This is a genomic window from Curtobacterium sp. PhB146 (assembly GCF_004342995.1).
Taxonomy (GTDB): Bacteria; Actinomycetota; Actinomycetes; order Actinomycetales; family Microbacteriaceae; genus Curtobacterium.
In genome coordinates, this window is sequence record NZ_SMBN01000001.1 from 912230 (window position 1) to 937719 (window position 25490).

The 25490-nt window shown below is 71.4% G+C and carries 30 protein-coding genes; 22 read left to right on the top strand and 8 right to left on the bottom strand.

Annotation, left to right across the window (positions count from 1 at the left end):
• The first annotated feature begins 18 nt into the window (after window positions 1-18).
• The 9 genes from EDF33_RS04450 (at window position 19) to EDF33_RS04490 (ending at window position 7430) form a co-directional block, all read left to right on the top strand.
• The gene (locus EDF33_RS04450; protein WP_243648991.1) at window positions 19-1551 is read left to right on the top strand and encodes an MFS transporter; all 1533 of its coding nucleotides are present in this window, start codon (window positions 19-21) and stop codon (window positions 1549-1551) included.
• Between the two features lie 27 nt (window positions 1552-1578).
• On the top strand, window positions 1579-2136 hold the full coding sequence (locus EDF33_RS04455; protein ID WP_123294868.1) for a TetR/AcrR family transcriptional regulator: 558 nt from the start codon (window positions 1579-1581) through the stop codon (window positions 2134-2136).
• Window positions 2137-2242: 106 nt separating this feature from the next.
• On the top strand, window positions 2243-3130 hold the full coding sequence (locus tag EDF33_RS04460) for an aminoglycoside phosphotransferase family protein (protein WP_132099381.1): 888 nt from the start codon (window positions 2243-2245) through the stop codon (window positions 3128-3130).
• A 124-nt stretch (window positions 3131-3254) separates the two neighbouring features.
• Window positions 3255-4448 carry a zinc-dependent alcohol dehydrogenase gene (locus tag EDF33_RS04465; RefSeq protein ID WP_132099382.1) on the top strand — a complete coding sequence of 398 codons (1194 nt, stop codon included), beginning with the start codon at window positions 3255-3257 and terminating at the stop codon, window positions 4446-4448.
• Window positions 4448-5533, top strand: a complete 1086-nt coding sequence (locus EDF33_RS04470) for an NAD-dependent epimerase/dehydratase family protein (RefSeq protein WP_132099383.1) — start codon at window positions 4448-4450, stop codon at window positions 5531-5533. The genes EDF33_RS04465 and EDF33_RS04470 overlap by 1 nt, the downstream gene beginning before the upstream one ends.
• Before the next feature lie 172 nt (window positions 5534-5705).
• Complete coding sequence (locus tag EDF33_RS04475; protein WP_132099384.1) at window positions 5706-6059, top strand: SHOCT domain-containing protein; 354 nt, start codon at window positions 5706-5708, stop codon at window positions 6057-6059.
• Window positions 6056-6310: a c-type cytochrome biogenesis protein CcmI gene (gene ccmI / locus EDF33_RS04480; RefSeq protein WP_132099385.1), complete on the top strand. Its 255-nt coding sequence runs from the start codon at window positions 6056-6058 to the stop codon at window positions 6308-6310. The genes EDF33_RS04475 and ccmI overlap by 4 nt, the downstream gene beginning before the upstream one ends.
• Window positions 6311-6319: 9 nt before the next feature.
• Window positions 6320-6730 carry a DUF6314 family protein gene (locus tag EDF33_RS04485; protein ID WP_132099386.1) on the top strand — a complete coding sequence of 137 codons (411 nt, stop codon included), beginning with the start codon at window positions 6320-6322 and terminating at the stop codon, window positions 6728-6730.
• Between the two features lie 34 nt (window positions 6731-6764).
• Window positions 6765-7430, top strand: a complete 666-nt coding sequence (locus EDF33_RS04490) for a pentapeptide repeat-containing protein (RefSeq protein WP_123937311.1) — start codon at window positions 6765-6767, stop codon at window positions 7428-7430.
• 83 nt (window positions 7431-7513) lie between these two features.
• Here EDF33_RS04490 and EDF33_RS04495 read toward each other — a convergent pair whose 3' ends face one another.
• Complete coding sequence (locus EDF33_RS04495) at window positions 7514-8500, bottom strand: NAD(P)/FAD-dependent oxidoreductase (RefSeq protein ID WP_132099387.1); 987 nt, start codon at window positions 8498-8500, stop codon at window positions 7514-7516.
• Between the two features lie 67 nt (window positions 8501-8567).
• Here EDF33_RS04495 and EDF33_RS04500 point away from each other — a divergent pair, with 67 nt between their 5' ends.
• Window positions 8568-9176, top strand: a complete 609-nt coding sequence (locus tag EDF33_RS04500) for an XRE family transcriptional regulator (protein WP_132099388.1) — start codon at window positions 8568-8570, stop codon at window positions 9174-9176.
• A 34-nt stretch (window positions 9177-9210) separates the two neighbouring features.
• Here the strand turns inward: EDF33_RS04500 and EDF33_RS04505 are convergent, their stop codons facing one another.
• A complete protein-coding gene (locus EDF33_RS04505) occupies window positions 9211-9888 on the bottom strand; it encodes a hypothetical protein (RefSeq protein WP_132099389.1) in 678 nt (225 codons plus the stop codon).
• Window positions 9889-9983: 95 nt separating this feature from the next.
• Complete coding sequence (locus EDF33_RS04510; RefSeq protein WP_132099390.1) at window positions 9984-10739, bottom strand: glycosyltransferase family 2 protein; 756 nt, start codon at window positions 10737-10739, stop codon at window positions 9984-9986.
• A gap of 52 nt (window positions 10740-10791) precedes the next feature.
• Here EDF33_RS04510 and EDF33_RS04515 point away from each other — a divergent pair, with 52 nt between their 5' ends.
• The 6 genes from EDF33_RS04515 to EDF33_RS04540 all read left to right on the top strand — a co-directional run bounded on the left by EDF33_RS04515 (window position 10792) and on the right by EDF33_RS04540 (window position 15587).
• Entirely contained in the window at window positions 10792-11217 is a 426-nt protein-coding gene (locus tag EDF33_RS04515; protein WP_123294880.1) for a MarR family transcriptional regulator, read from the top strand.
• A gap of 57 nt (window positions 11218-11274) precedes the next feature.
• Window positions 11275-11916: an MBL fold metallo-hydrolase gene (locus EDF33_RS04520; RefSeq protein WP_132099391.1), complete on the top strand. Its 642-nt coding sequence runs from the start codon at window positions 11275-11277 to the stop codon at window positions 11914-11916.
• A gap of 55 nt (window positions 11917-11971) precedes the next feature.
• Window positions 11972-12661 carry an HAD family hydrolase gene (locus EDF33_RS04525; protein ID WP_132099392.1) on the top strand — a complete coding sequence of 230 codons (690 nt, stop codon included), beginning with the start codon at window positions 11972-11974 and terminating at the stop codon, window positions 12659-12661.
• Between the two features lie 66 nt (window positions 12662-12727).
• Window positions 12728-13210, top strand: a complete 483-nt coding sequence (locus tag EDF33_RS04530) for a GNAT family N-acetyltransferase (RefSeq protein WP_243649783.1) — start codon at window positions 12728-12730, stop codon at window positions 13208-13210.
• 50 nt (window positions 13211-13260) lie between these two features.
• A complete protein-coding gene (locus EDF33_RS04535) occupies window positions 13261-13881 on the top strand; it encodes a TetR/AcrR family transcriptional regulator (RefSeq protein WP_243692350.1) in 621 nt (206 codons plus the stop codon).
• Window positions 13878-15587, top strand: coding sequence for an MDR family MFS transporter (locus EDF33_RS04540; RefSeq protein WP_132099393.1), 1710 nt, complete (start codon window positions 13878-13880; stop codon window positions 15585-15587). Before EDF33_RS04535 ends, EDF33_RS04540 begins: the two co-directional genes overlap by 4 nt.
• Before the next feature lie 321 nt (window positions 15588-15908).
• Here the strand turns inward: EDF33_RS04540 and EDF33_RS04545 are convergent, their stop codons facing one another.
• The gene (locus EDF33_RS04545) at window positions 15909-16907 is read right to left on the bottom strand and encodes a LacI family DNA-binding transcriptional regulator (protein WP_243692351.1); all 999 of its coding nucleotides are present in this window, start codon (window positions 16905-16907) and stop codon (window positions 15909-15911) included.
• A gap of 163 nt (window positions 16908-17070) precedes the next feature.
• Between EDF33_RS04545 and EDF33_RS04550 the strand changes: the two genes are divergently transcribed.
• The 6 genes from EDF33_RS04550 to EDF33_RS04575 are packed head-to-tail and all read left to right on the top strand — an operon-like array spanning window position 17071 to window position 22705.
• The gene (locus EDF33_RS04550) at window positions 17071-18099 is read left to right on the top strand and encodes a nucleoside hydrolase (protein WP_243692352.1); all 1029 of its coding nucleotides are present in this window, start codon (window positions 17071-17073) and stop codon (window positions 18097-18099) included.
• A 5-nt stretch (window positions 18100-18104) separates the two neighbouring features.
• On the top strand, window positions 18105-19535 hold the full coding sequence (locus EDF33_RS04555; protein ID WP_123294886.1) for an MFS transporter: 1431 nt from the start codon (window positions 18105-18107) through the stop codon (window positions 19533-19535).
• Entirely contained in the window at window positions 19532-20413 is an 882-nt protein-coding gene (locus EDF33_RS04560; protein ID WP_132099395.1) for a ribokinase, read from the top strand. Before EDF33_RS04555 ends, EDF33_RS04560 begins: the two co-directional genes overlap by 4 nt.
• A gap of 9 nt (window positions 20414-20422) precedes the next feature.
• A complete protein-coding gene (locus EDF33_RS04565; protein WP_123937321.1) occupies window positions 20423-21367 on the top strand; it encodes a Ppx/GppA phosphatase family protein in 945 nt (314 codons plus the stop codon).
• Window positions 21368-21386: 19 nt separating this feature from the next.
• Window positions 21387-22097, top strand: coding sequence for a DUF998 domain-containing protein (locus EDF33_RS04570; protein WP_132099396.1), 711 nt, complete (start codon window positions 21387-21389; stop codon window positions 22095-22097).
• Complete coding sequence (locus tag EDF33_RS04575; protein ID WP_132099397.1) at window positions 22094-22705, top strand: helix-turn-helix domain-containing protein; 612 nt, start codon at window positions 22094-22096, stop codon at window positions 22703-22705. The genes EDF33_RS04570 and EDF33_RS04575 overlap by 4 nt, the downstream gene beginning before the upstream one ends.
• Here EDF33_RS04575 and EDF33_RS04580 read toward each other — a convergent pair.
• The 4 genes from EDF33_RS04580 to EDF33_RS04595 form a co-directional block, all read right to left on the bottom strand.
• Window positions 22702-23313: an antibiotic biosynthesis monooxygenase gene (locus EDF33_RS04580; protein WP_123294891.1), complete on the bottom strand. Its 612-nt coding sequence runs from the start codon at window positions 23311-23313 to the stop codon at window positions 22702-22704. The two genes, EDF33_RS04575 and EDF33_RS04580, sit on opposite strands and share 4 nt — an antisense overlap.
• Before the next feature lie 239 nt (window positions 23314-23552).
• Window positions 23553-23993 carry a hypothetical protein gene (locus tag EDF33_RS04585; RefSeq protein WP_132099398.1) on the bottom strand — a complete coding sequence of 147 codons (441 nt, stop codon included), beginning with the start codon at window positions 23991-23993 and terminating at the stop codon, window positions 23553-23555.
• Window positions 23993-24373 carry a hypothetical protein gene (locus EDF33_RS04590; RefSeq protein WP_123937326.1) on the bottom strand — a complete coding sequence of 127 codons (381 nt, stop codon included), beginning with the start codon at window positions 24371-24373 and terminating at the stop codon, window positions 23993-23995. Before EDF33_RS04590 ends, EDF33_RS04585 begins: the two co-directional genes overlap by 1 nt.
• A gap of 70 nt (window positions 24374-24443) precedes the next feature.
• Window positions 24444-25451 (bottom strand): Ku protein, encoded by a 1008-nt coding sequence (locus tag EDF33_RS04595; RefSeq protein WP_132099399.1) that lies wholly within the window; start codon window positions 25449-25451, stop codon window positions 24444-24446.
• Window positions 25452-25490: the final 39 nt, after the last annotated feature.

Sequence of the window (25490 nt, forward strand, 5' to 3'; positions counted from 1 at the left end):
GTCGGTTAGAGTCTCCGGGTGACCGAAACCACCCCGAGCACCAGCACCGCCCCGATCCACCGCGCCTCCGTCCGTGAATGGGCGTCGCTCGGCGTCCTCACCCTGGCCGTGGTGCTGCTCGCGATCGACGGCACCGTGCTGGCCCTCGCCGTCCCGTCGCTGACCGCCGACCTCGACCCGACCGCGACGCAGGTGCTCTGGATCGGCGACGTCTACTCGTTCGCGCTCGCTGGGCTGCTCGTGACGATGGGCAACGTCGCCGACCGGATCGGCCGGAAGCGCCTGCTGCTCATCGGCGCGGTCGCGTTCGGCCTGGCCTCGGCCGCCGCAGCGTTCGCGCAGACGCCCGAGCTCCTCATCGCCGCGCGGGCACTGCTCGGCATCGCCGGAGCGACCCTGATGCCGTCGACCCTGTCGCTGGTGCGCACGATCTTCCGCGACGCCCGGCAGCGCACCACCGCGATTGCCGTGTGGTCGGCGGGTGCGACGGGTGGTGCCGCCGCCGGACCGCTCGTCGGCGGTGCGCTGCTCGAGCACTTCTGGTGGGGCTCGGTCTTCCTCATCAACATCCCCGTCATCGTCGTGATCGTCATCGCCGGAGCCATCCTGCTGCCCGAGTCGAAGGGCGGCTCGCGCACCCCGATCGACCTGCTCTCCGCCGTCCTCTCGGTGCTGGCGATCGTGCCGCTCGTGTACGCCGTGAAGCACGTCGCCGGGCACGGGTTCGACTGGACGGTGCCCCTGACGGCACTCCTCGGCATCGGCGCCGGCTGGTGGTTCGTCCGCCGCCAGAAGCGCCTCACAACGCCGCTCATCGACCTGCAGCTCTTCCGGATCCCGGCGTTCTCGGGCGCCGTCGTCGCGAACTCGCTGTCGGTCTTCGCGCTGAGCGGGCTGCTGTTCTTCTTCTCGCAGTACCTGCAGCTGGTCCGTGGGTTCACGCCGCTGCTCGCCGGAGCGGCCGAGCTGCCGGCGACCCTGGCCTCGATCGCGGTGATCGCGATCATCGGGCTGCTGTCCCGGCGGGTCGGACCCGGCCGGTCGATCGGTCTCGGCCTGGCGGTCGCCGCCGTGGGCATGGCCGGTCTCGCGTTCGCCGAGGGGCTGCCGACGTACTGGGGGATCGCGATCGCCCTCGCCGTGGTCGGCCTGGGCGTCGGGGTCTCGATGACCCTGGCCACCGACGCAGTCGTCGCCGCGGCACCGCGGGAGCGTGCTGGTGCGGCCTCGGCCATCTCGGAGACCGGGTACGAACTGGGCGTCGCGCTCGGCATCGCAGTGCTCGGCTCGCTGCAGACCGCCTTCTACCGGTCGAACCTCGACGTCACGAGCGGCGCGGTCAGCGGCGGTGTCGGCGACCGGATCCGCGAGTCCCTGGCGTCGGCGTCCCAGGTCCTGCAGGACGGTGACCCGATCCTCGAGCACGCGCGGCACGCCTTCACCGGCGGCATGCAGCTCGCCTCGATCTGCGCGGCCGTGGCGCTCGCCGTCGCCGCCGCGGTCGCACTCCGGGTGATCCCGAACCGGCAGGATGGACCGCATGAGCACTGAAGGTCGTCATGAGCGCTGAGGGTCGTCATGAGCACTGACGGCACCCGCGATCGTGAGCGCACCCGCCAGGCGGTCCTCGAGGCCGCCGAGCGGCTGCTCGCCGAGCGCGGCACCCGGGTGAGCGTCGCCGAGATCGCGGCGGACGCCGGCGTCTCCAAGAGCGGCCTGCTCCACCACTTCCCGTCGAAGGACGAGCTGCTCCTCGCCGTCGCCGCGCACGGTCTCGCGACGTTCAAGGACGAGGTGCTGCGGCACGTCGACCTGGCCGAGAATCGCCCCGGCAAGGTCCTCCGCGCCTACGTGCGGACCCTGTGCGGCGGCAGCCAACGCGCCATGGAGGTCTTCTCGCCGACGGCGCACTGGACCGGCCTGATGGCGGTGCCGGGGGTCGAGGCGGTCGTCGCCGCGGACGCCGAGGACTGGCGCGCGGTGTTCGCGCGCGACGGCCTGCCCGAGGACCGCACGTTGGTCGTCCGGCACGCGGCCGAGGGGCTCGCAGCAGCTGTCGCCATGCCGCCGTACCTGGACGCACGCGAGCTGGCGGTCACCCGTGACGCGCTGCTCGCCCTGGCAGAACCCGCCTGACGACCCGGCCAGGAGGCCCGGTGCCGGCCCGCCCCGCCGGTCACCAGGGCAGGCGGCCGGCCCGACCCCCGTGGTCCGGTCGGCGGTGTCGGCCTACCCTGGGGCCATGCACACCGAAGTGCCCCGGATCGACGCCGCACTCGTGGAACGACTCGTCGCGACGCAGTTCCCCGAGTGGAACGGCCTGCCCGTGCGCGAGGTCGACCACCAGGGGTGGGACAACCGCACGTACCGACTCGGCGACGCGCTGTCCGTCCGGCTCCCGAGTGCTGCCGGCTACGTGCCCGGGGTCGAGAAGGAGCAGGATGTCCTGCCGTACCTGGCACGCCGGTTGGACGTCGCGGTCCCCGAGCCGGTCGGCCTCGGCGAACCGGGCGAGGGGTACCCGTTCCCGTGGTCGGTCCGGCGGTGGCTCGACGGGACGGTGGCCGCGCGTGCGGTCGACCTCGACCACGAGCGCTTCGCCGCTGACGTCGGCGCGGTGCTCCGGCAGCTCCGGGGCCTCCCCGCCACCGGGGGCCCGACCGCCGGCGTGCACTCGTTCCACCGTGGCGAGCACCCCTCGGTGTACGGCGCCGAGGTCGTCGCGGCGCTCGACACCCTGGGCGCGCAGGTCGACCGTGCCGCGTGCGAACGCATCTGGGACGACGCGGTCGCCTCGACCTGGGACCGTCCGGGGGTCTGGTTCCACGGGGACGTGGCGCCGGGCAACCTGCTCGTGGACGACGCGGGACGCCTCGCCGCCCTGATCGACTTCGGCACGTGCGGGGTCGGCGACCCGGCCTGCGACCTCGTGCTCGCGTGGACGTTCCTCGAGCCGGCGGCGCGCCCGGTGTTCCACGAGGCCGTGGGGCTCGACGCCGATGCGTGGGCGCGGGCGCGTGGCTGGGCGCTGTGGAAGGCGCTCATCATGCTCGCGGGCAGCGCCGGCCCGGGCGACCGCGCGGAGCACGAGCGCGTGCTCGCCACGGTGCTCGAGGATCCGGTCGTCTGACCGGGCGACGGAGCCCCGAACCCAGGCGGGGCTGTGAACGCACCACGGGGCGGGCGCGTACCGAGGAGGGAGAAGCGAGCCGCGCCTCCCGGCCGGCCCGAAGCGACCACGAGAGGAACGCGACGTGCGCGCACTGACCTGGCAGGGCACCGAGAAGGTGTCCGTCGAGACCGTCCCCGACCCGACCATCCAGGAACCGACCGACGCGATCGTGCGGATCACGTCCACGGCGATCTGCGGCTCCGACCTGCACCTGTACCGGGTCCTCGGCCCGTACATCGACAAGGGTGACGTCCTCGGCCACGAGCCCATGGGCGTCGTGGAGGAGGTCGGCAGCGCCGTCACGAACCTCAAGGTCGGCGACCGCGTCGTCGTCCCCTTCAACATCTCGTGCGGCCACTGCTGGATGTGCAAGAACGGCCTGCAGTCGCAGTGCGAGACCACCCAGGTCACCGAGTACGGCTCGGGAGCGGCGCTCTTCGGCTACACGAAGATGTACGGCCAGGTCCCCGGCGGCCAGGCCGAGTACCTCCGAGTCCCGCACGCGGACTACGGGCCCATCGTGATCCCGGACGACGGCACGCCCGACGACCGGTGGCTGTTCCTCAGCGACATTCTGCCCACCGCGTGGCAGGCCGTGCAGTACGCGAACGTGCCCGAGGGCGGCACGCTCGCCGTGCTCGGACTCGGCCCCGTCGGCCAGTTCGCCGCCCGCATCGGCAAGCACCTGGGCTACCGGGTGCTCGCCGTCGACCCCGAACAGGTCCGCCGCGACCTCGGCGCGAAGCACGGCGCCGAGGTGTTCGACCTGACCAAGGACACCGTGCCGGAGCTCGTCGACCTGACCGACGGCCGCGGCCCCGACGGGGTCGTCGACGCCGTCGGCATGGAGGCGCACGGCAACCCCGTCGCCGGCTTCGCGCAGCGTGCGGCCGGGCTGCTCCCCGACGCCCTGGCGCAGAAGGCGATCGAGGTCGCCGGCATCGACCGGCTCGCAGCCGTGCACGCCGCGATCGACCTGGTCCGTCGCGGCGGCACCGTGTCCCTGAGCGGCGTCTACGGCGGCATGGCCGACCCGATGCCGATGATGACGCTCTTCGACAAGCAGATCACCATCCGCGAGGGCCAGTGCAACGTGAAGCACTGGATCGACGACATCATGCCGCTCGTGCAGGACCCGTCGGACCCGCTCGGCACGCTCGACCTGACCACGCACCGGGTGTCGCTCGAGGACGCCCCGCACATGTACGAGGTGTTCCAGAAGAAGCAGGACGGCTGCGTCAAGGTCGTGCTCGACCCCGCCCTGGCCGCCGCCTGATGCGGATCGTCGTCGTCGGCGGGACCGGCAACGTCGGGACGGCGGTGCTCCGTCGGCTCGCGGAGGCGCGGGTCGCCGCGCGGGCGGACGGGGCTTCGCCCGGTGCCTCCGACAGCGACGGGCGCGGCGGCAGCGTCGAGATCGTCGGCGTCGCGCGGCGGCTGCCGGACGTGCACGCGGAGCCGTACGGTTCCGCCGTCTGGCACGCCGTCGACATCGGCGCGTCCGACGCGGTCGGCCAGCTCACCGCGGTCTTCACCGGTGCCGACGCCGTGATCCACCTGGCCTGGGCGCTGCAGCCGACGCACGACATCCCGCTGCAGTACCGGACGAACGTCACCGGCACCGCGAACGTGCTGTCGGCCGTGGCGCGAGCAGGGGTGCCGCAGGTCGTCGTCGCGTCGTCGGTCGGGACCTACCGGGGCGTCGACGCCGCACGCAAGCGGACCCCGGTCGACGAGAGCTGGCCGACCGACGGCATCCCCACCGCGACGTACTCGATCCACAAGGCCGAGAACGAAGCGGCGATGGACGCGTTCGAGGCAGACCATCCGTCCGTGGTCGTCACACGGCTGCGCCCGGGGTTGATCTTCCAGCGGGACGCCGCCGCTGAGATCCGCGGGCTGTTCCTCGGACACCTCGTGCCGATGTCGATCGTGCGGTGGATCCGGTGGCTCGTGCTGCCCCTGCCGTACCCGTTCGTGTTCCAGGCGGTGCACGCCGACGACGTCGCGGACGCCTACTGGCGGACCGTCGACCAGCGGGCCGGCGGAGCGTTCAACATCGCCGCGTCGCCGGTGCTCAACCCGCCGCGGCTGGCCCGGGCTTTCGGCATGCTCGGCGCCGTCCGGATCCCCCTGGGACTGCTGCGCGGGATCGTGACGCTGACGTGGCGGCTGCGGTTGCAGCCGACGGACGCCGGCTGGATCGACATCGCGGCCGGCGTGCCGATCATGCGGACCGACCGTGCCCGGTCGGTGCTCGGATGGGAGGCCCGGCACACCTCCGAAGACGCGTTGCGTGCGCTCGTGGCCGGGTTCGCGGACGGTGCGCACGTGGCCGCGTCGGATCCGCTGCGGGGGTAGCTGGCTGGGCGGGGCGGGGGCTGCCGGGGCGTACCGGGTGCTTTCGGGCGTACCGGGTCGGAAGTTTCGGCCAGGTACGCCCGATTCCGCTTTCCATCGCGGGTGTTCTGGGAAGGAACGGGCGCTCGGGTCGCGCTACGATTCGCTCGTCGTTGTGAGAAGGGGGAGCGCGATGGTGCTCAGTTGGTCGGCGTTCAGCGAACTCGAGGGACCGGGCGGCTCGGGGATGCCCGACCTGTTCGGCGGTTGGTTCGGCATCGCGTTCGGAGTCGTCGCAGCCCTGACGATCCTCACCACCCTGACGATCGTCGTCCTGACGCTCTACCGGGGCAAGCGGATGGCCGATCGCGGTCAGAACCCGCTCACCATGCAGGAGGACATCGCGTACCAGGCGATGCAGAGCCGGACGCTCGCGCCCGAGAAGCCGCTCGAACAGCGGCTCGCCGAACTCGACGACCTGCACGCTCGCGGTGTGATCTCCGACGAGGAGCACCGCAGCGCCCGAGCCGAGGCCCTGCGCGGATGATCGCCTCCGAGGAGCTGCACAACCCGCTCATCCCGCCGCTGTACGACATCGTGTGGAGCGTGGCGATGGGGCTCATCGTGGTCGCCGTCGTCGTCACCGTGTGGATCGCGGTCGTCCGGAGCCGTCGCTCGAACGGTGCGCCCCGGGCGCTCCGCGAGCAGCGGTTGGCGGAACTCGACGACCTGCACGCTCGCGGTGTGATCTCCGACGACGAGCACCGGGCGGCCCGAGCCGAGGCCCTGCGCGGATAGCCTGGGGCGGTGCTGCTGCCGACGGACCTGCTGGGGGAGTGGGTGCTCCGCCGGACCCTGGACGACCGGCGTGCCGGCGTGCAGGGCATCGTCACCGGCACCACGACGCTGACCGCGGTCGGCGCGGACGAGGTGCGCTGGGACGAAGCGGGCGTGATGACCTTCGACGGCCGGACCACCCCGGTGTCCCGGACGCTGACCGTCCGGCGCGACGATGACCACGCGTGGACCGTGCACTTCGCCGACGGCCGGGTGTTCCACGACTGGGTGTGGGGAGCGAGCGTCGCCCACGCCTGCGCACCGGACGACTACACCGGGGCACTGGACGGCGACGAGCAGCGGTGGACCGTGCGCTGGGAAGCCCGGGGCCCGGCGAAGGACTACCGGCTCGACAGCGTGCTGACCCGGTTGCCGGCGTGACCACGACGTCACCGGCACGCGCCAGACTGAGTCCATGGCACGTTCCTCCGGCACCGAAGCCCCGCGCATCACCCTGACCGAGCCCGTCGACCTGCAGGACTGGGTCCCCGGACCCGGCGACGTCCTGACCGGCGACCGCATCGAGGGGAAGCGCATCGGCGTGCTCGACCTGGCCGGTGAGCGGCTGCCCGACCTCGAGATCGAGGAGTGCGTCATCGACACGCTCCGGGGCGACGGCGCCGACTTCCGTGGCCTGCGGGTGCACGACTCGATCATCGACACGCTCGACGCCCCCGTGCTGCGGGCGTCGAGCAGTTCGTGGCGCGAGGTCCGGGTGTCCGGCGGTCGCATCGGCTCGGGTGAGCTGTACGACTCCGGGTTGAACGGCGTCGAGTTCGTCGGGATGAAGTTCGGGTTCGTGAACCTGCGCGGATCGACGCTCACCGACGTGGTGTTCCGCGACTGCGTCATCGACGAGCTCGACATCGCGGACGCGAAGCTGCTCCGGGTGTCGTTCGAGGGCAGCAGCATCCGCGACGCCGAGGGGTCCAACACCCGGATCGACCACGTGGACCTGCGAGGTGCGGACCTCGACCGGGTCGAGCGCCTCGAGGGGTTCCGCGGTGCGACGATCGGCGCCGACCAGCTGTACACGCTCGCCCCGCTGCTGGCGGCGCAGGCGGGCTACCGCGTCGACTGACGGCTGCCCCGAGACTCGGGCCGTCTGCCCCGAGTCTCGGGGTGGACGACACTCCTCGCTGCTCCGAGCGCGAGGACTGTCGCTCAGGCCGAGACTCGCCCAGAGCCCGCCGCCGCGGCCAGCGCCGCCGCCAGGTCCGCCTGCACCAGGTCGCCGTGGGCCGCCGCTCCCGCCTGGACCCCGGCGGCAGCGGACGCGATGACCGTCGCCATCGGGGCCGCCACGTTGCCGGCCGCGTACACACCGCGCACCGAGGTCTGCCCGGCCGGGTCGACCGTCACCGCGCTCGCGTACCGGAAGTCACCCATCATCTGGTCGGTGGCGGCCAGGCCGAGCCCGGACAGGAAGTCCACGCGCGCTTCAGCGGTGCTCGCCGCGGCCAGGGCGTCGAGTTCGACGACCTCGCCGGAGCCGAGCGTGACCCCGGTCAGCGTGCCCTCTGACGACAGGACCTGCGTGACCGTGTCGTCCACGACCTCGATCCCGCGGGCCCGCAAACCGGCCAGGCCGGTGTCGTCGACGAGTGCCGGATCGGTGACGAACGCCGTCACGTGCTCGCTCAACGCCCGGAACATCAGCGCGTGGTGCACGCCGTTCGGTGTCGTCACGAGCACGCCGATGCGCTGGTCGCGGATCTCCCACCCGTGGCAGAACGGGCAGTGCACGACCCCGCGCCCCCACTGTTCGGCCAGGCCGGGTACCTGCGGCAGCACGTCCACGGCGCCGGAGGCGACGACGAGCCTGCGGGCGGTGACGACCGTGCCGGAGTCCAGGGTGACCGAGAAGCCGACCGGGTCGGTGCCGTCGCCCGTCGTCGCGGACGCGGCCACGATCCTCCCGGCCGTCACCTCGACCCCGTAGGCGGCGACCTCGTCGCGACCGATCGCGGACAGCTCGGCGGGGGCGATGCCCTCGCGCCCGAGGTAGTTGTGGGCGCCGGCTGACGGCGCGTTGCGGGGCTCGCCCGCGTCGACGACGAGGACGGAGCGGCGGGAGCGCCCGAGGACGAGGGCGGCGGAGAGGCCGGCGGCTGCTCCGCCGATGACGATGACGTCGTAGTGATCACGCATGCAAGGAGCATGCGGCCGATGGGTCGCGGACAGCAAGGAAGCTTGCTGATGTGGCAACCTGGGCAGCATGTCCCACGGCCCGCAGGAACCAGTCGCCCCCCGCACGACCGCCCAGGTCGTCGACGGCGTGGGTCCCCGGTTGCGCGCGCTCCGTGCCCACCGGGACGTCACGCTCGCCGCCCTGTCGGAGGAGACCGGGGTGTCGGTGAGCACGCTCTCGCGGCTCGAGTCGGGGCAGCGCAAGCCGACCCTCGAACTGCTGCTCCCGCTGGCGCGGGCGTACCAGGTGCCGCTCGACGACCTGGTCGGAGCTCCGCAGACCGGCGACCCCCGGGTGCACATGAAGCCCGAGGTGCACGGCCGTCGGGTCGTCGTGCCGTTGACGAAGCGCACCGGCGGCGTGCGGTCGTTCAAGCAGCTGTTCCCACCGAACACACCGGGTGGCGAACCGTCGCTCAAGACGCACGAGGGGTACGAGTGGCTCTACGTCCTGTCCGGCCGGCTGCGCCTGGTGCTCGGCGAACACGACCTCGACCTCGGGCCGGGGGAGGTCGCCGAGTTCGACACCCACACCCCGCACTGGATGGGCAACGTCACCGACTCGGTGACCGAGGTGCTGTGCCTGTACGGGCCCCAGGGAGAGCGAGCGCACGTGCGGTCGCGACCGACGCGCTGACCCGCTGGCCCGCTGGCCCGCTGGCCCGCTCGGTCTACGCCGTGAAGACGTGGTCCATGACGTCGTCGAGGAGCCCCGAGGTCTCGATGTTCGACTGCTGGATGTGGATGCCGATGTCACCACGCGTGAAGTAGGTGTCCCCGTCGGTGACGGGGTACTGCTCGTTCTTCGACACCTTCTGGCACTGGTAGCCCTCCGCCTCGTTGCCGCAGTCGTAGCCGTCGTCCGGCAGCTTCTGCAGCGCTGCGCTCGCGGTTGCCGAGTCCACGACGTCGACCGCGATCGACAGGTAGGAGATGTCGGCCTGCGGTTCCCGCCACACGCAGTACAGACGCTTGCCGTCGGCCTGCAGGACGGGGGTGAAGGCACTCTTCGGGATCGCGATCGGGTCGCCGACGACCGAGGGGTCGTTCAGCGGAGTGGAGGCGAACGCGTCGTCCCACTTGCCGGGGGTGATGAGATCGGTGCAGCTCGCCGGCACCGCGCCGCCGTCGTAGTCGACCCCGGGGACCTGCGTGATCGTCGATGTCGGCTCCGGAGTGCTGCTCGGGCTGGCGCTCGGTGTGCCGGTGCTCTCCGCCGTCGTCGCGGACGGCGTACCCGGCCCCGCTGGTGCGCTCTGGGCGCAGCCCGACAGGGCGAGTCCGATCGCCAGCGCCGCAGTCAGCGTCGCCGTGATCCCGGATGTCGTCGTGCGCGCTGATCGCCGCATCGTTCCCCCTCGTTCGTCGTGCGGACGTGCCCGCACGATCGAACGTAGGCGGACGTGCTGGTGGCGTCCGCAAGCGTCACCGTTCCGTGACCCCGTCAGCGCGTGCGCCACCCGCGCCGCACCCGCAACCCGGCGCGCACCCGCCGCGCCCACCGACGCACCGGGTTCGCCCGCCGGCCGTTCACGCGGAACGTGTGGAAGGCGCGTCGAGTCCGCAACAGTGCGGACGGGAGGCCCGACAACGGTCGCGCGGACACCTGCACCGTGAGCACGGGGTCGGCCACCACCCGCCAGGCCGGGTCGAGCTGCATGCTCAGGTCGACGTCGTCGTGCACCTCGGGGTCCTCGCGGTGCGCTCGGCTGCGGACCGCGTCCCAGGTCCACCGCCGCATCGCCATCGCGGAACCGAACAGCGGTGGGCGGCCGAGCGCGGTCCACATGAGCGCGAAGTACGGCCGCATGTAGACGGCGTCCCACAGTCGGCCGATCAGCGGTCCGCCGTCGTGCGGGCATCCGGGCCCGGTCACCGCGACCACCGACGGATCGGCCAACAGCCGCACCGCGTCGGCGATCCACCCCGGCGGCGGGACGGAGTCGGCGTCGAGTCGGACGAGGACGTCCCCGGAGGCCCGGTCGTAGCCGCGCGCCGAGGCCCGGGCGATGCCACGGATGCGTTCGGTGAGCACGATCGCCCCCGCTGCCTGGGCGACCTCGGCACTGTCGTCCCGGCTGCCGTTGTCGACCACGACGACCTCGTCGGCGAGCAGCGTCTGGCCTGCGAGGGCGTCGAGGCAGCGTCGCAGGTGCGCAGCGTCGTCGCGCACGGGGATGACGACGGAGACGCGGACCATCCTCCGATCCAACCGGAGGTCCGCTGTGCGACCACGCGGTAGCGTTCCGAGCATGGACCGGACCGACGAACTCGCCGTGGAGCTCCGGCACGCGATCGGTCGCGTCGTGCGCGCTGCGAGACGGGAGGCGGACTCGCTGCCGACCGCCCACGCGACGACCCTCGGGTTCCTCGAGCGCGAGGGCCCGATGCCGATCGCCGAGCTGGCACGTCGCCGTGCGGTGAAGCACCAGGGGCAGTCGCGCACGGTCGGGGAGCTCGCCGACCTCGGGTACGTCGAGCGGACGGCGTCGGACACCGACCGTCGGGTGTCGGTCATCCGCATCTCCGACACCGGCAGCGAGGTCCTCCGACGGGACATGACGGCGCGGGCCGACTGGTTGGCGACGGCGATCCGCGAGGAACTCGACGACGAGGAACGCGCGGCCCTCGAACGCCTGCCCGGCATCTTCGAACGGTTGGCCCGGCGCGCCGACTGAGTGCTCCCTCACCCGGATCGGCCACCAGAAGTACAACACAGTTGTAGTGTTGTCGGCATGGAGCTGACGAAGTACAACCACGCCACCGTCGTCCTCGAGCAGGACGGCACCACCCTCGTCATCGACCCGGGTACCTTCACGCCCGAGGCTGCTGATCTTGCCGGCGCTGCCGCCGCAGTCCTCATCACCCACGAGCACGCCGACCACTTCGACGTCTCCGCCGTCCGTGCCGGGCTCGACGCGAACCCGTCGCTCGTGGTCCGCGGGCCGGCGGTGATCGTCGAGCAGCTGGGTGACCACGACGGCCGCGTCGCTGCGGTCCGTGCCGGTGACGCGTTCGAGGTCGGGCCGTTCTCCGTGCAGGTCTTCGGCGAGGAGCACGCCGTCATCCACCGCGACATCCCGACGATCGCGAACGTCGGCTACCTGGTCAACGGTGCCGTCTTCCACCCGGGCGACGCCTACCTCGTGCCGGGGGTCCCGGTCGGCACGCTGCTCATCCCCACGAGCGGCCCGTGGGCGCACACCGCCGCCGCCGTCGACTACGTCCGCGAGGTCGCGCCGCAGCGCGCGATCCAGATCCACGAGCTCCTGCTGAGCGATGCGGGACAGCAGATGAACGTCCGCATGCTCGGGACCGACGGTCTCGGCGGCGTGCCGACCACGATCCTCCAGGCGGGTGAGCACGTCACCGTCTGACGGACGCGACCGTGCTCCTGGGAGGCGATCCGCGCCTCCCGGGCAGCATGGAGGGATGTCCGACGCTCCCTCGACCGCAGTCCTCTTCGACATCGACGGCACGCTCGTCGACTCGAACTACGCCCACATCGATGCCTGGTGGCGCGCTGCCCGCGCAGCGGGCGAGTCCGTCGACGCTTGGCGGATCCACCGCGCGATCGGCATGGACTCCGCGAAGCTGCTCGAGACGCTGCTGCCGGACGCGTCCGACGAGACGCGCGACACCGTGAAGCAGTTCAACACCGCCTACTTCGCCGAGCACATGCCCCAGCTGCGGCTGCTGCCGGGCGCCCGTGACCTGCTCCGTGCGGTCGCCGAGGCCGGGCACGCCGTCGTCCTGGCGACGAGTGCGCCAGAGCACGAACTGACGCGGCTGCGCGAACTGCTCGACGCCGAGGAGTGGCTCACCGCGGTGACGAGTTCCGAGGACGTCGAACAGGCGAAGCCGGACCCCGGGATCATCCAGGTGGCGCTGGACCGGGCCGGTGTGCGTGCGGACGCTGCCGTCATGGTCGGTGATGCGATGTGGGACGTCGAGTCGGCCGGACGCGTCGGGGTGACGACCGTCGCGGTGATGACCGGCGGCATCGGCGGCGACGAACTCCGCGGAGCCGGCGCCGCCGAGGTCCACGACGACGCCGCTGCCGTGCTCGCCGCGCTGCGGTCCGGGGACGGCGCGATCGCCGCGCTGGGTGGGCGCGCGTGAGCGAGCGTCTGGGTGGGCGCGCGTGAGCATGCACCGCTGCCGACATCCGTGACAGGATCGTCGACCGTGATCACGATCGAACGCGTGTCCTGGGACGACCCCCGATCCGTGGTGCTCCGCGCCCGCATGGACGACGAGATGCACGAACGCTACGGTTCGTCGAACGGCGACGAGGACCCGGCGATCACGGCTGAGCGGAGCCGCGCGCTGTCCGTCGATCCGTCGACCGTCGTCGCCTCGGTCCTGGCGCTCGACGAGTCCGGTGACGCCGTCGGGCACATCGCGATCCGCCGTCTCGGCGACGAGGTCGAGCTGAAGCGACTGATCGTGCTGACGTCGGCTCGCGGCAAGGGCGCCGCCACCGCACTGCTCGACGAGTGCGAGCGCATCGGCCGCGAGCTCGGCGCACCCCGGCTGATCCTGCAGACCGGTGACAAGCAGCCCGACGCGGTCGCCCTGTACGAGAAGACCGGGTGGAGCCCGATCCCGGTCTACGCGCCGTACGCGGCGACGATGCCGTGGTCGTTCTGCTTCGAGAAGGCGCTCTGAGGCTTCCCGTCCGTATTGCACTCTCAGGGAGATAGTGCAATTCTTGCTCGGTGAGCACCACCGAACGCACCCGCGCACTGCGCCGACGCATGATCGTCGAAGCGCGTCGGGCGACCGTCGAGCACGGGTTGAGCGGTTTCACGATCGAGCAGCTCTGCGAGACCGTCGGGGTGTCACGGCGCACGTTCTTCAACCACTTCGCGTCGAAGGACGACGCCGTGCTCGGCATCGAGCTGCACGCCGACGTCGAGGTGATCGAGGCCTACGCCGCCGGCGGGGCCGTGCCTGCTGGCCTCGGTCCGCTCGACTCGATCGTCGCCCTGGCGATCGACCAGGTCCACCGCTACGGCATCGACCGGTCTGACGAGGTCCTGGTGCGCCGGGTCTTCGAGCGGGAGCCGGCACTCGTCGCGCGGTTCCTGTCGGCGACCGACGTGCAGCTCGCCCGGATCACCGCGGCGCTGCGACAGCGGTTCGGCTGGTCGGATCCGTCCGACCGCCGTGCGCGCCTGGTCACCGAAGCGGCCGCGGCGCTGGCGAAGGTCACCGCCGAGACCTACTTCGACGACGCCTTCGACGAGACCACCGGCCCGCCGTTCGACGAGCTGCTCACCCAGAACCTCCGCCTGATGAGGGCGGCCATCACCACCGGACAGGACTCCACACCATGAGCGCAACCGCGCCGGGCACCACCAAGCGTGCCCGCCCCGGCACCGACGGACCGCTGCTGCTGACACAGCGCCGGATCTGGATCATCTTCTCCGCGCTCATCGCGGGGATGCTGCTCTCCAGCCTCGACCAGACCATCGTCTCGACGGCGATGCCCACCATCGTCGGCGAACTCGGCGGCGTCGCGCACCAGGCATGGCTGACGACCGGGTACCTGCTCGCCTCGACCATCGTGATGCCCGTCTACGGCAAGTTCGGTGACGTCCTGGGCCGCCGCAACCTGTTCCTCATCGCGATCGCCCTGTTCACCATCGCGTCGGCCGGGTGCGCCTTCGCCGGCGACTTCACGCAGCTCGTGGTGTTCCGCGCGATGCAGGGGCTCGGCGGCGGCGGTCTGATGATCCTGTCGCAGGCGATCATCGCCGACATCGTGCCCGCCTCGCAGCGTGGCAAGTACCTCGGCCCGCTCGGTGCGATCTTCGGCCTGTCCGCGATCGGCGGCCCGCTGCTCGGTGGCTTCTTCGTCGACCACCTCACCTGGAACTGGGCGTTCTACATCAACATCCCGGTCGGCATCGCGGCGTTCTTCGTGGCGTGGTTCGCGCTGACCCTGCCGAACAAGAAGGCGACGAAGCGCATCGACGTGCTCGGCGTGCTCTTCATGTCCGCCGCGACCACGTGCCTGGTGTTCTTCTCGGAGTTCGGCGGCAGCAAGGACCACGGCTGGGATGCCCCCGAGACCTGGGCCTGGTTCGCCGGGCTCGTCGTCTCCGCCGCGCTCCTCGTGCTCGTCGAGTCGCGTGCGCAGGACCCGGTCCTGCCGCTGTCGTTCTTCAAGAACCGCACCTTCCTGCTCGCGACCGGCATCGGCCTGGTGCTCGGCATCGGCATGTTCGCGGCGATCGGCTTCGTCCCGACGTTCCTGCAGATGGCATCAGGCACCTCGGCCGCGGTGTCGGGTCTGCTGATGCTGCCGATGATGGTCGGTCTGATCGGCACGTCGATCGCGTCCGGCAACCTGATCACCAAGACCGGCCGCTACCGCATGTTCCCGATCATCGGCACGGTCCTGGTCGCCATCGCGATGCTCGCGATGACCCAGCTCGCCGCGGCCACCCCGATCTGGCTGATCTGCGCGTACCTGTTCGTCTTCGGCGCCGGGCTCGGACTGATCATGCAGGTGGTCGTCCTGGTCGCGCAGAACGCCGTGCCGGCCGAGCAGGTGGGCACCGCGACCTCGACGAACAACTACTTCCGCGAGGTCGGCGCCTCCCTCGGGACCGCCGTGTTCGGTGCCCTGTTCACGGCCCGGCTCACGACGTCGCTCACCGACGTGTTCACCGGGGCCGGCGGTTCGGCGACCGATGCGGCGTCGTCGGCGGGCAGCATCGACCCCGCGACCGTGGCGAAGCTGCCCGAGGCGGTGCAGGACGGCATCGTGAACGCGTACGCCGACTCGCTGGCGCCCGTGTTCTGGTACCTGCTGCCCTTCATCGCGGTGGCGTTCCTGCTCGCCCTGTTCCTGCCGCAGATCACGCTCTCCGACACGGCCGGCATGGTTGCCCGTGGCGAGGCCGTCGGTGGCGACGAGGCCGACGAGCTCGAGCGTGCGCAGCGCGAGGGCCGGGCGGAGTCGGTGTCGGCGGAGTCCGTGTCGGCGGAGTCCGGGTCGTCGGGTGGTGAGGCGCCGGACCGCGCGCAGCAGTAGTCCGGTCCCGGCAAAGCGACAGATCTCCGTGGAACATCCGTGGAGATCTGTCGCTTTCGCGGGATGGACGGTGGCGCGTCGGCGCGGTCTGACGCTTTCGCGGGGTGGTCGCGACCGCGTGCTGACGGGAGGCGCGGTGCCAGCTGGTGCCGCGCCTCCCGTCCGTCGTCCGGTCGGGTCCACTGCCGCTGCCCGCATTCGACGCGACCCTGCTCGCGAAAGCGACAGTGTGCCGCCGACCATCGGCGGCACACTGTCGCTTTCGCGGGGGTGAGGGGGCTGCCTCAGCGAGGAATGTCGCTTCCGCGGGAAGGAGCGGCGCTACGCGCCGGTGCTCGCGCGCCGGACCAGGCGGGTGGGGAGCGCTGCCGGCTCGGCCGCGGTGCCGTCGAGCGTCGCGAGCAGCCGTTCTGCGGCCGCGCGCCCGAGGTCGGCGCCGGGCAGGGCGACGCTCGTCAGCGCGGGGGCCGTCACCGACGACGACGGCAGGTCGTCGAAGCCGGCGACCGCGAGCTCCCCGGGAACCGCGATGCCCAGTGACCCGGCGACGCGCAGGACGCCGTAGGCCAGGGTGTCCGCCGCGGCGACGACCGCGGTGACGTCGTCGTCCTGCCAGGCCTCGATGACGTGCTCGGTGGCCGAGGCCGCAGCGTCCACGGTGAGGTCGGCGCGGGCGGTGACCTCGGACACGGTGATGCCGGCGGCGGCGCACTCCTGCTCGAAGAGTTCGCGCCGGACCCCGAACGTCGTCGCGCGGGAGGTCCCGTCGAGGTACCCGACGCGGCGGTGCCCCTGTTCGTGCAGGTGTGCGACGAGGTCGTGGACGCCGGGGGAGAGGTCGTAGTTGACGGCCTCGGTGCCACCAGGGGCGTCGAGGAGCACCACGGGCACGCTCGCCGACATCGACTCGCCCGCGGCCGGGGCGTCGACGAGGATGCCCGCCGGCCGGAGGCGTTCGAAGCGGCGGACGTCGGCTGCCAGGGGCTGCGCACCGCGCTCGGTGACCGACAGCACGAGCTGGAACCGGTCACCGATGGTGTCGCGCACGCCGCGGATGACCTCGGCGAAGAAGGGGTTCGACAGGTCAGGGGCGATGAGGACGACCAGGTCGCCGCTGCCCCGCGCCAGGGAGCTCGCGGCGTGGTCGACGACGTAGCCGAGCTCGTCGACGGCATCACGCACCCGCGTGGCGATGGGGACGGACACCCGGCCGCGGTCCTTGCCGTTGACGACCAGGGAGACCGTGGCGATGCTCGTTCCGGCGCGCTCGGCCACCATGGCAGCGGTCACACGGCGGCCCGGGGCGACGGATGAAGGCACGGGTCGATGCTACCGAGGACGCCTCGACGACTTGACGTCAAACGCTTGACGTGTTTCGATGTCAAACGCTTGACGCGCTGCGCGACGACGCTCTGTCGGACCGCGGACCCCCACCGCGTCGAGCACAGACCCCTCGATTCCCCGAAGAAGTGGAGCGCCCAGCGTGCCCAGTGTGACCCAGACCGCTGCGACCCAGCCCGCGAAGATCATCCTCGACTGCGACCCCGGCCACGACGACGCCGTCGCGATCCTGCTCGCCCACGGCAACCCAGACATCGAGCTCCTGGCCGTCACCACCGTCGTCGGCAACCAGACGCTGCCGAAGGTCACCCGCAACGCCCTCGCCGTCGCGCGCATCGCCGGCATCACCGGGGTGCCGTTCGCCGCGGGTGCCGACCGCCCGCTCCTGCGCCAGATCGAGGTCGCGCCGGACATCCACGGCGAGAGCGGCCTCGACGGGCCGATGCTGCCCGAGCCCTCGTTCGAGCTCGACCCGCGGCACGCCGTCGACCTGATCATCGAGACGGTCATGGCGCACGAGCCCGGCACCGTCACGCTGGTACCGACCGGCGGCCTGACGAACATCGCCCTCGCGGCCCGCAAGGAACCCCGCATCGTCGAGCGCGTCAAGCAGGTCGTGCTCATGGGCGGTGGCGTGCACGTCGGCAACTGGAGCCCCGTCGCCGAGTTCAACATCGTCATCGACCCCGAGGCCGCGTCGATCGTCTTCGACGCCGGCTGGGACGTCGTCATGGTCGGACTCGACCTGACGCACCAGGCTCTCGCCACCCCGGAGGTCGCCGCACGCATCGCCGCCGTCGGCACCGCCCCCGCCGCGTTCGTCGGCGAGCTGCTCGACTTCTTCGGCCAGACCTACAAGGACGCGCAGGGCTTCGACTCCCCGCCGGTGCACGACCCCTGCGCCGTCGCCTACGTCATCGACCCGACCATCGTCCGCGCCGTGAAGGTCCCGATCCACATCGAGACCCAGGGCACGCTGACGCTGGGCATGACCGTCGCCGACTTCCGTGCGCCCGCGCCGGAGGACTGCCGGACGAGCGCGGCCATGGAGCTCGACCACGAACGGTTCTGGGACCTGGTCGTCGACGCCCTCGAGCGCATCGGCGAGACCCCTGACACCGGCTGGACCCCGCGCGCCGCCACGACCACCACCACGACCTCGGAGATCTGAGCACCATGACCACCACATCGACGAAGAAGTCGATCGGCGCCCTCACCGCGGCGCTCCTCGCAGCGTGCATCGCGTTCCAGCTCAACGCGAGCATGCTCAGCCCCGCGCTGGTCACCATGGCGCGCGAGCTCAAGACCGACGACGCCACGATCGGTCTCTCGCAGACCCTGTACTTCACGCTCGCGGCGCTGTTCTCGCTGTTCCTGCCGCGCCTGTCCGACATCGTCGGCCGCAAGCGCGTCCTGATCGGCATGCTCGCCGTGATGCTCGTCGGCAGCATCGTCGCCGCACTCGCCGTGAACGTGCCGATGCTGTTCGCCGGCCGGATCATCCAGGGTGTCACCGGTCCGGTCGTCCCGATCTGCCTGCTCGTCCTGCGCAACGAGATCGCCGACCCGAAGCGCTACGGCGCCGCGCTCGGTCTGCTCACCGCCGTGAACGGCGGCATCGCCGGCGTGGACGCCCTGGCTGGTGGCTGGATCGCCACGAACTTCGGGTTCCGCGGGATCTTCTGGGTCATCGCCGTCGTCACCGTCATCGCGCTGGCGCTCGTCGCCGTGTGGGGTGTGGAGTCGAAGCCGTCCGCCGGTACCCGGATGGACTGGATCGGTGTCGTCCCCCTGGTTGTGAGCGTCGGGGCACTGCTCACCGCGTTCAACGAGGCCGGCAAGCTCGGTGCCGCCAACCCGGCACTGGTGATCGGCGGTGTCGTCGTCGCGCTCGCCGCCTTCGCGGTCTTCTGGGCGGTCGAGTCCCGCGTGAAGGAGCCGCTCGTCGAGACCCGGTTCCTGAAGCGCCGTGCCACGTGGGCGCTCCTCGCGACGACGTTCCTGACCATGACGGGCGTCTTCGCGGTCGTCAACGGTCTCGTCACGTCGCTCGCGCAGAACGGCGACGCCGGCTTCGGCATGGAACCCGACCTCGCCTCGCTCGTGTTCCTCACCCCGTACGCGCTGGTCGGCTGGATCGTCGGTCCGTTCGCCGGACGCCTCGCGCCGACCATCGGCTACCGCGCCGTGCTCCGCTTCGGCCTGATCGGCAGCATCGTCTCGACGGTCCTGATGGCACTGGTGGGCGTGCACTCGCTGCCGGTCCTGGTCACCGCGACCGTCCTGATCGGCATCACGTACGCCGGCATCGCGAACATCATCCTGAACGGCCTGGGCATCGTGCTCTCGCCGGAGTCGAACCCCGGCTTCCTGCCCGGTCTGAACGCCGGTGCGTTCAACCTCGGTGCCGGGGTCAGCTTCGCCGTCCTGCCGGCGCTGCAGATCGCGCTCGGGGTCGGCGGGTCCGCGGGCACCGCCGGGTACTCCGGTGGCATGCTGCTCGGTGCCGTGATCACGACCGCCGCGCTCGCGATCTCGTTCCTCATCCCCCGCCCGGAGAGCGCCGAGACCACGTCCGTCGCGCCGCAGAAGGAGACCGTCCGTTGACCCAGACCATCGTGATCGTCGGATCGCTCAACGCGGACCTGGTGGTCCGGACCGAGCGGTTCCCGAAGCCCGGTGAGACCCTGCACGGGTCCGACCTGGCGATCCTGCCGGGTGGCAAGTCCGCCAACCAGGCGGTGGCTGCCGGGAGGCTCGGGGGCACGGTCCGCATGATCGGTGCGGTCGGCGAAGACGGGAACGGTGCGCTGCTCCGCGACTCCGTCGCGGCTGCGGGTGCGGACACGACGCACGTCGCCGTCCGGGAGGGCGTGGCCACCGGCACCGCCGTCATCACGGTCGACGCCGCGGGGGAGAACACCATCGTGATCTCCGCCGGCGCCAACGGCACGCTGACGCCGGACGACGTGCCCGCCGACGCCTTCGACGACGCCGGCGTGCTCGGCCTCTGCCTCGAGGTCTCGATCGACGTCGTCCTCGCCGCAGCCCGGGCAGCGCACGCCGCCGGGGTCACGGTGCTGACGAACCTGTCGCCCTTCGGCGACGTCCCCGCCGAGTTGCTCGAGCTGACCGACGTCCTGCTCGTCAACGAGCACGAGGCCGAGTCGCTCGGCGAGCACGGTGTCGCGCGCTCGATCGTCACCCGCGGCGGCTCGGGCTGCCTCGTGCACGACGGTGAGGCGGACCCGGTGTCGATCGACGCCGTCCGGGTCGAGCCGGTGGACACGACGGGCTGCGGCGACGCCTTCATGGGTTCGGTGGCCCTGCGGCTGGCGGCGGGGGACTCCCTCGTCGACGCCGCACGGTTCGCGGTGGGGGTCGGGGCGTACGCCGCGACCAAGGCGGGCGCGCAGGCCTCGTACCCGACCACGGCGGAACTCGAGGCGTTCCTGCGGGCTGAGGACGGGCCTCCAGGCAGCTAGCGTTGTGGCATGCGCGTGGGAGTCCTCGACATCGGGTCCAACACCGGCCACCTGCTCGTGGTGGACGCCCACGGCGGTGCCGCGCCGCTGCCGGCGTCCTCGTTCAAGCAGCCGCTCCGACTGGCCGAGCACCTCGACGACGCCGGGGCGGTGACGCCCGAGGGCGTCGACGCGCTGACGCGGTTCGTCGCGGACGCCGTCCGTGTCGCCGAGGAACGCGGCTGCGAGGACATGCTCGCGTTCGCGACCTCGGCCGTGCGCGACGCGGTGAACTCCGACGAGGTGCTCGCCCACGTCGAGGCCTCGACCGGCGTGGAGCTCGCCGTCCTGTCCGGCGGCGACGAGGCGCGACTCACGTTCCTGGCGGTCCGGCGGTGGTTCGGGTGGTCCGCCGGACGGCTCGCGGTGTTCGACATCGGCGGCGGCTCGCTCGAGATCGCCGGGGGCGCCGACGAGGCGCCGGACGTCGCGTGGTCGATGCCGATCGGCGCCGCCCGCCTGGCCCGGTCCTACTTCGCCGCGGGGACCCCCACCGAGGAGGACGTCCGCCGCATCCGGCACGAGATCCGGGTCGAGATCGCCCGCGATGCCGGCAAGTTGCTCCGCGCCGGTCGGCCGGACCGTGCCGTGGCGACCTCGAAGACCTTCCGGTCGATCGCGCGGATCTGCGGGGCGGCGCCCTCTGGTGCCGGTCCGCTCGTGCCGCGGGTGCTCGACGGCGACGTGCTCCGGTCGAAGCTGCCCGCGCTGCTGACGATGTCGGTCGACGAACTCGCGACGCTGCCCGGGGTGTCGGCGAGCAGGGCGCACCAGGTGGTGCCGGGAGCGCTCGTCGCCGAGGCCTGCCTCGACATCTTCGACCTGCCGGCGCTGGAGATCTGCCCGTGGGCGCTCCGCGAGGGCGTGATCCTCGAGCGGCTCGACCAGCTGTCGGTGCTGGGCAACTCCCAGTAGTGACCGTTATGGTCAGTACATGACCAAAACGGACACACCCCGTGCGCTCGTCCCCGGCGCACTCTGGGCGGTCGCGGGAGTCGGATGGCTCGTCGGCGAAGCCGTCTCGGCGTCGGCGTTCCCCGGCTACAGCTACGCGACGAACTACATCTCCGACCTCGGGGTCCCCGACGTCGGCGCGTTCCAGGGGCGGGGGATCGACTCACCGCTGCACGCGCTCATGAACACGACGTTCATCGGGCAGGGCGTCCTGTTCGGGATCGCAGCGGTGCTCGCCGTCGTGGTGTTCCGTGCCGCGTCCCGCCGTGCGCGGGTGGCGACCGCGGTCCTCGCCGTGGTCCACCTGGTCGGGATGGTCCTGGTCGGCTCGTTCCACGGCAGCCAGACGAGCACCGACGGCGGCACCATCGTGTTCCACGTGCTCGGCGCGGCGGCAGCGATCACGACCGGCAACCTCGTGGCGATCACCGCCGGCATCGGGTCCCGGGCGCTGCGGGCACCGGCGGCCTACCGGATCGCGAGCGTCGTGCTCGGGATCCTCGGCCTCGTCTCCCTCGTGATGCTCGTCGTGGACTCGTCGTCGACGGTGATCGACGTGCTTCCCGACGGCGTGTGGGAGCGTGCGTCCGTGTACACGATCGTCGCGTGGGAGCTCCTGACCGGGGTCACCCTGCTGGTCGCGGGGACGCGGCGCCGGCGGGCGGCACGGGCCTCGGCGGTCCGCGCATGATCCGCCCCGCGCGCCGTGCTCGGCCCTCTGCCGAGGAGATCAACGGGGACGTCCTGGACATCACCGCCGGACTCATCGCCCGCCGCGGCATCAAGGACACCGCCGTGCAGGCCGTCGCCGACCAGGCCGGCTACTCGAAGGCGGGCATCCTCGCCCGGTTCACGAGCAAGGAGCTGCTCGTCGAGGCCGCGCTCGCGCAGTGCGCCGTGCAGACCGAGGCGATCCGGGCAGCTGCCTCCGACGCCCCCGCGGGGGAGTCCCGCGACGCCGCGGCGCTCGCGGGGATCGCCGACCTCGCACTCGCCCGGCCGGGGTGGGCGGAACTCGCCCTCGCGGCGTTCACCCTGCGGCGCGGGGACGACGTCGGCGTCCGGCTCGAACCGGTCGCCGCGACGCTCCTCGACGTGTTCGGCATCGACATGGCCGACGCCACGGCCACCCCGCTGGACCGGCGGGCGCGGGTCTCCGGGGCGTTCGGTGCGATCGTGATGCTCGCGCTGACGTACGAGACCGAGGCCTCCGCTGCCGAGGCCCGGCCGCACATGCTGCAGGTCGGGTGGGACGCCCTCGGCCACGGTGGGCCCGTGCCGCTCGGGGTCGTCGGTTAAGCCCGCTCGGACCTCGGTGGAGCCAGCAGCCACGGACGGATCAGCTTCGTCACGAAGGGCAGCACCCAGAACGTCATGATCGGTGTGAGCACGAGCGTCGTGATGAGCACCCGCGGCAGCGCTGCGAGTCCCGCGAACGACGGCACGAGCAGCCCGACGACGATCGTGAACGCCAGGTTCACCGGGAAGAAGCCGAGCCAGATGCTCACCGCCTGCTTCCACCGCGGGGGAGCGCTCGAGGCCGGGGCGTCCTGCGGGACGTCGAACCAGCCCTCGATGCCGGTGCGTTTCTCGACGCGGGACTCCACGACCAGGTCGCGCCCGAGGTCGAGCCAGCGGAGCCTGTCGTCGGAGTTCTCCCACGTGGCCAGTGAATCGTGGTCGGCGAAGCGGTAGAGCATGTGCCACTCGCGGGACTGCGCCCGGGACCGCACCCACCCGGAGCCGAGGAACCCCGGGTACCGGTTGGCGAGGTTCACGCCGGACTGCACCCAGTGGGTGACCTCGGGGATGCGGTCGGGTTCGACCAGGCGGGTGATGGACACGGTGACGGGCGGGCCGGCGGTCTCGGGTGACGACTGCAGGCTCCCAGGCTCTTGTGGAGTCATGGGTCCAGTGTCGCGGACGCGTGTTACCGGCTCGTGTCGTCGAGGAGGTCAGTCCTCTGCTGACAGGCCGTGGAGCTGCATCGCCGCGATCACTGCAGGATCGTGCGTTCGGAGCGGTTCCGCTGTGACCTCGTGGAGCAACCGGCTCCGGTCCCCGTCGTCCGATCGCTCGAACACCGTCCAGAGCTCGAGGTCGGACCCGTGCCGGGAAACAAACCGCACTCCGTCGAACACCGGGTTCACTCCGCGAGCCCCAGCCGCTGCGCGGACTCGAGGAACTCCGGACGGAGCTGTGCCACGGTCGCAGCTGCGCCGACGTCGCAGAACACTCCGGAAAGCGCCGCGCGGGCGAGGAGCCGCTCTCGGAACCACGTCGACGGTACGACACCGGCTTGGCCCGTCGGGTAGAGCGCATCGACTTCGTCTTCGATGATCTCCGCCATTGCGTCGATGACCTGAGGGTCCGGGCGGAACTGTGCGAGTACCTCGACGAGGGACGCGAACGGCGAGGAACCCGCGTAACTCGTCCGGTAGGTTCCGTTCGGCGAATCCCATCGGCCAGGGAATACTCCCCCGTCTGCCCACTTCCAATCGGACCAACCCCACGGCGTCGGCTTCCGACCGACGCGCCACACCGGTCCGTCGGGGCGGCAGGCGACGAGGTCGCCCTCGAGCTTCATCAGCCGTTCGCCACGAACGCTCGGGCCGCGTCCAAGACCCTCGGGCCGACTTCGTCCAGGTCGCCCTCGCGCAGGGTCCGCGCCGGGGAAGCGTCGTCGAGTCGCGGATTGAGTCCCTGGAACCAGGCTTGGGCAACGCGTTCTCCGTCGACCCCGGCGATGAACTCGGCCACGCGGAACGTGAGCTTCAGCCGCTGCTCGACGACGCTTGATGGCCGTCGGCCCCCGGCTTCGGACCATTGCTGCACCGCTCGGGTCTCGTTCACCCCCGCGATGTAGGCGACCAGCTTGGAGCCGAGAACCGAGCGGAGGTCCCCCACGATCTCCGGGAGGTCAGCGCGGATCGAGCGTTCGAATGCCTGGAGCTCTGTGGTGCGCATGCTTGCAACTTACCACTCACACCCCGGATCACACCCGGCATCACACCAAACTGCGCCGCAGTGAAGACGCCTAGCTCGCCTGCTTCTTCTCGGCGGGCGCCTTCTTGGCCGCGGGTTTCTTCGCGGGTGCCTTCTTTGCCGGCGCCTTCTTCTCGGTGGCCTTGGCGGGCGCAGTCTTCTTTGCAGGCGCCTTCGCGGCCGGCGCCTTCTTCGTCGAGCCAGAGGCGCTCGAGTCGGAACCCGACGACGAACGCGAGCTGGACGATGAACGCGACCCCGAGCCTCCCGTCCGCTTCTTGTCCACGGACGCACGCAGGGCGGCCATCAGGTCGAGGACGTCACCGCCCTCGCCCTCGTCGTCCTCGTCCTCCTTCGCGCCGAACGTCTTCTCGGTGTCGATGTCGTCACCGGCGTCGAGTTTGGCGTCGATGAGCTGCTGCAGTTCTTCTTGGTAGGAGTCGGTGTAGCGGTCGGGATCGAAATCGGTCGACATGCTCTCGACGAGCGACGACGACATCTTCAGCTCGTTCGCGCTGACCTTCACCGACGAGTCCAGCGCCGTGAAGTCGGCGGCTCGGACCTCGTCGCCCCACAGCAGCCCCTGCAGCAGGATGACGTCGTCGTGGACGCGCAGCACGCCGAGCCGGGTCTTCTGGCGCAGCGTGAACTGCACGATGGCGAGCCGGTCGGTCTTCGCCAGGGTCTCGCGCAGCAGCACGTAGGCCTTCGGCGAGCGCGAGTCCGGCTCGAGGTAGTACGTCTTCTCGAACATCATCGGGTCGACTTGCTCGACGGGCACGAACTCGAGCACCTCGACCTCGTGCGACTGCTCCTCGGGGAGCTGCTTGAAGTCGTCCGCGGTCAGCACCACGGTCTTGTCGCCGTCGTCGTAGGCACGCTGGATGTCGGCGTACTCGACCTCGTGTCCGAACTCGCAGACGCGCTTGTAGCGGATGCGGCCCTTGTCCTCGTCGTGGACCTGGTGCAGGGACACGTCGTGGGTCTCGGTGGCCGCGTACACCTTGATGGGCACGTTGACGAGCCCGAACGCGATGGAACCCTTCCAGATCGACCTCATGCGCACATGATGCCCGTGTCCGCACGGGAGTGCCCGCAG

What these genes read in the sequence shown, in the direction of transcription:
- EDF33_RS04455 (WP_123294868.1), top strand. Translation starts at nt 1,579, where the DNA reads ATGAGCACTGACGGCACCCGCGATCGTGAGCGCACCCGCCAGGCGGTC.
- EDF33_RS04460 (WP_132099381.1), top strand. Translation starts at nt 2,243, where the DNA reads ATGCACACCGAAGTGCCCCGGATCGACGCCGCACTCGTGGAACGACTC.
- EDF33_RS04470 (WP_132099383.1), top strand. Translation starts at nt 4,448, where the DNA reads ATGCGGATCGTCGTCGTCGGCGGGACCGGCAACGTCGGGACGGCGGTG.
- EDF33_RS04475 (WP_132099384.1), top strand. Translation starts at nt 5,706, where the DNA reads ATGGTGCTCAGTTGGTCGGCGTTCAGCGAACTCGAGGGACCGGGCGGC.
- ccmI (WP_132099385.1), top strand. Translation starts at nt 6,056, where the DNA reads ATGATCGCCTCCGAGGAGCTGCACAACCCGCTCATCCCGCCGCTGTAC.
- EDF33_RS04490 (WP_123937311.1), top strand. Translation starts at nt 6,765, where the DNA reads ATGGCACGTTCCTCCGGCACCGAAGCCCCGCGCATCACCCTGACCGAG.
- EDF33_RS04495 (WP_132099387.1), bottom strand. Translation starts at nt 8,500, where the DNA reads ATGCGTGATCACTACGACGTCATCGTCATCGGCGGAGCAGCCGCCGGC.
- EDF33_RS04500 (WP_132099388.1), top strand. Translation starts at nt 8,568, where the DNA reads ATGTCCCACGGCCCGCAGGAACCAGTCGCCCCCCGCACGACCGCCCAG.
- EDF33_RS04505 (WP_132099389.1), bottom strand. Translation starts at nt 9,888, where the DNA reads ATGCGGCGATCAGCGCGCACGACGACATCCGGGATCACGGCGACGCTG.
- EDF33_RS04510 (WP_132099390.1), bottom strand. Translation starts at nt 10,739, where the DNA reads ATGGTCCGCGTCTCCGTCGTCATCCCCGTGCGCGACGACGCTGCGCAC.
- EDF33_RS04515 (WP_123294880.1), top strand. Translation starts at nt 10,792, where the DNA reads ATGGACCGGACCGACGAACTCGCCGTGGAGCTCCGGCACGCGATCGGT.
- EDF33_RS04520 (WP_132099391.1), top strand. Translation starts at nt 11,275, where the DNA reads ATGGAGCTGACGAAGTACAACCACGCCACCGTCGTCCTCGAGCAGGAC.
- EDF33_RS04525 (WP_132099392.1), top strand. Translation starts at nt 11,972, where the DNA reads ATGTCCGACGCTCCCTCGACCGCAGTCCTCTTCGACATCGACGGCACG.
- EDF33_RS04540 (WP_132099393.1), top strand. Translation starts at nt 13,878, where the DNA reads ATGAGCGCAACCGCGCCGGGCACCACCAAGCGTGCCCGCCCCGGCACC.
- EDF33_RS04555 (WP_123294886.1), top strand. Translation starts at nt 18,105, where the DNA reads ATGACCACCACATCGACGAAGAAGTCGATCGGCGCCCTCACCGCGGCG.
- EDF33_RS04565 (WP_123937321.1), top strand. Translation starts at nt 20,423, where the DNA reads ATGCGCGTGGGAGTCCTCGACATCGGGTCCAACACCGGCCACCTGCTC.
- EDF33_RS04570 (WP_132099396.1), top strand. Translation starts at nt 21,387, where the DNA reads ATGACCAAAACGGACACACCCCGTGCGCTCGTCCCCGGCGCACTCTGG.
- EDF33_RS04575 (WP_132099397.1), top strand. Translation starts at nt 22,094, where the DNA reads ATGATCCGCCCCGCGCGCCGTGCTCGGCCCTCTGCCGAGGAGATCAAC.
- EDF33_RS04580 (WP_123294891.1), bottom strand. Translation starts at nt 23,313, where the DNA reads ATGACTCCACAAGAGCCTGGGAGCCTGCAGTCGTCACCCGAGACCGCC.
- EDF33_RS04585 (WP_132099398.1), bottom strand. Translation starts at nt 23,993, where the DNA reads ATGAAGCTCGAGGGCGACCTCGTCGCCTGCCGCCCCGACGGACCGGTG.
- EDF33_RS04590 (WP_123937326.1), bottom strand. Translation starts at nt 24,373, where the DNA reads ATGCGCACCACAGAGCTCCAGGCATTCGAACGCTCGATCCGCGCTGAC.
- EDF33_RS04595 (WP_132099399.1), bottom strand. Translation starts at nt 25,451, where the DNA reads ATGAGGTCGATCTGGAAGGGTTCCATCGCGTTCGGGCTCGTCAACGTG.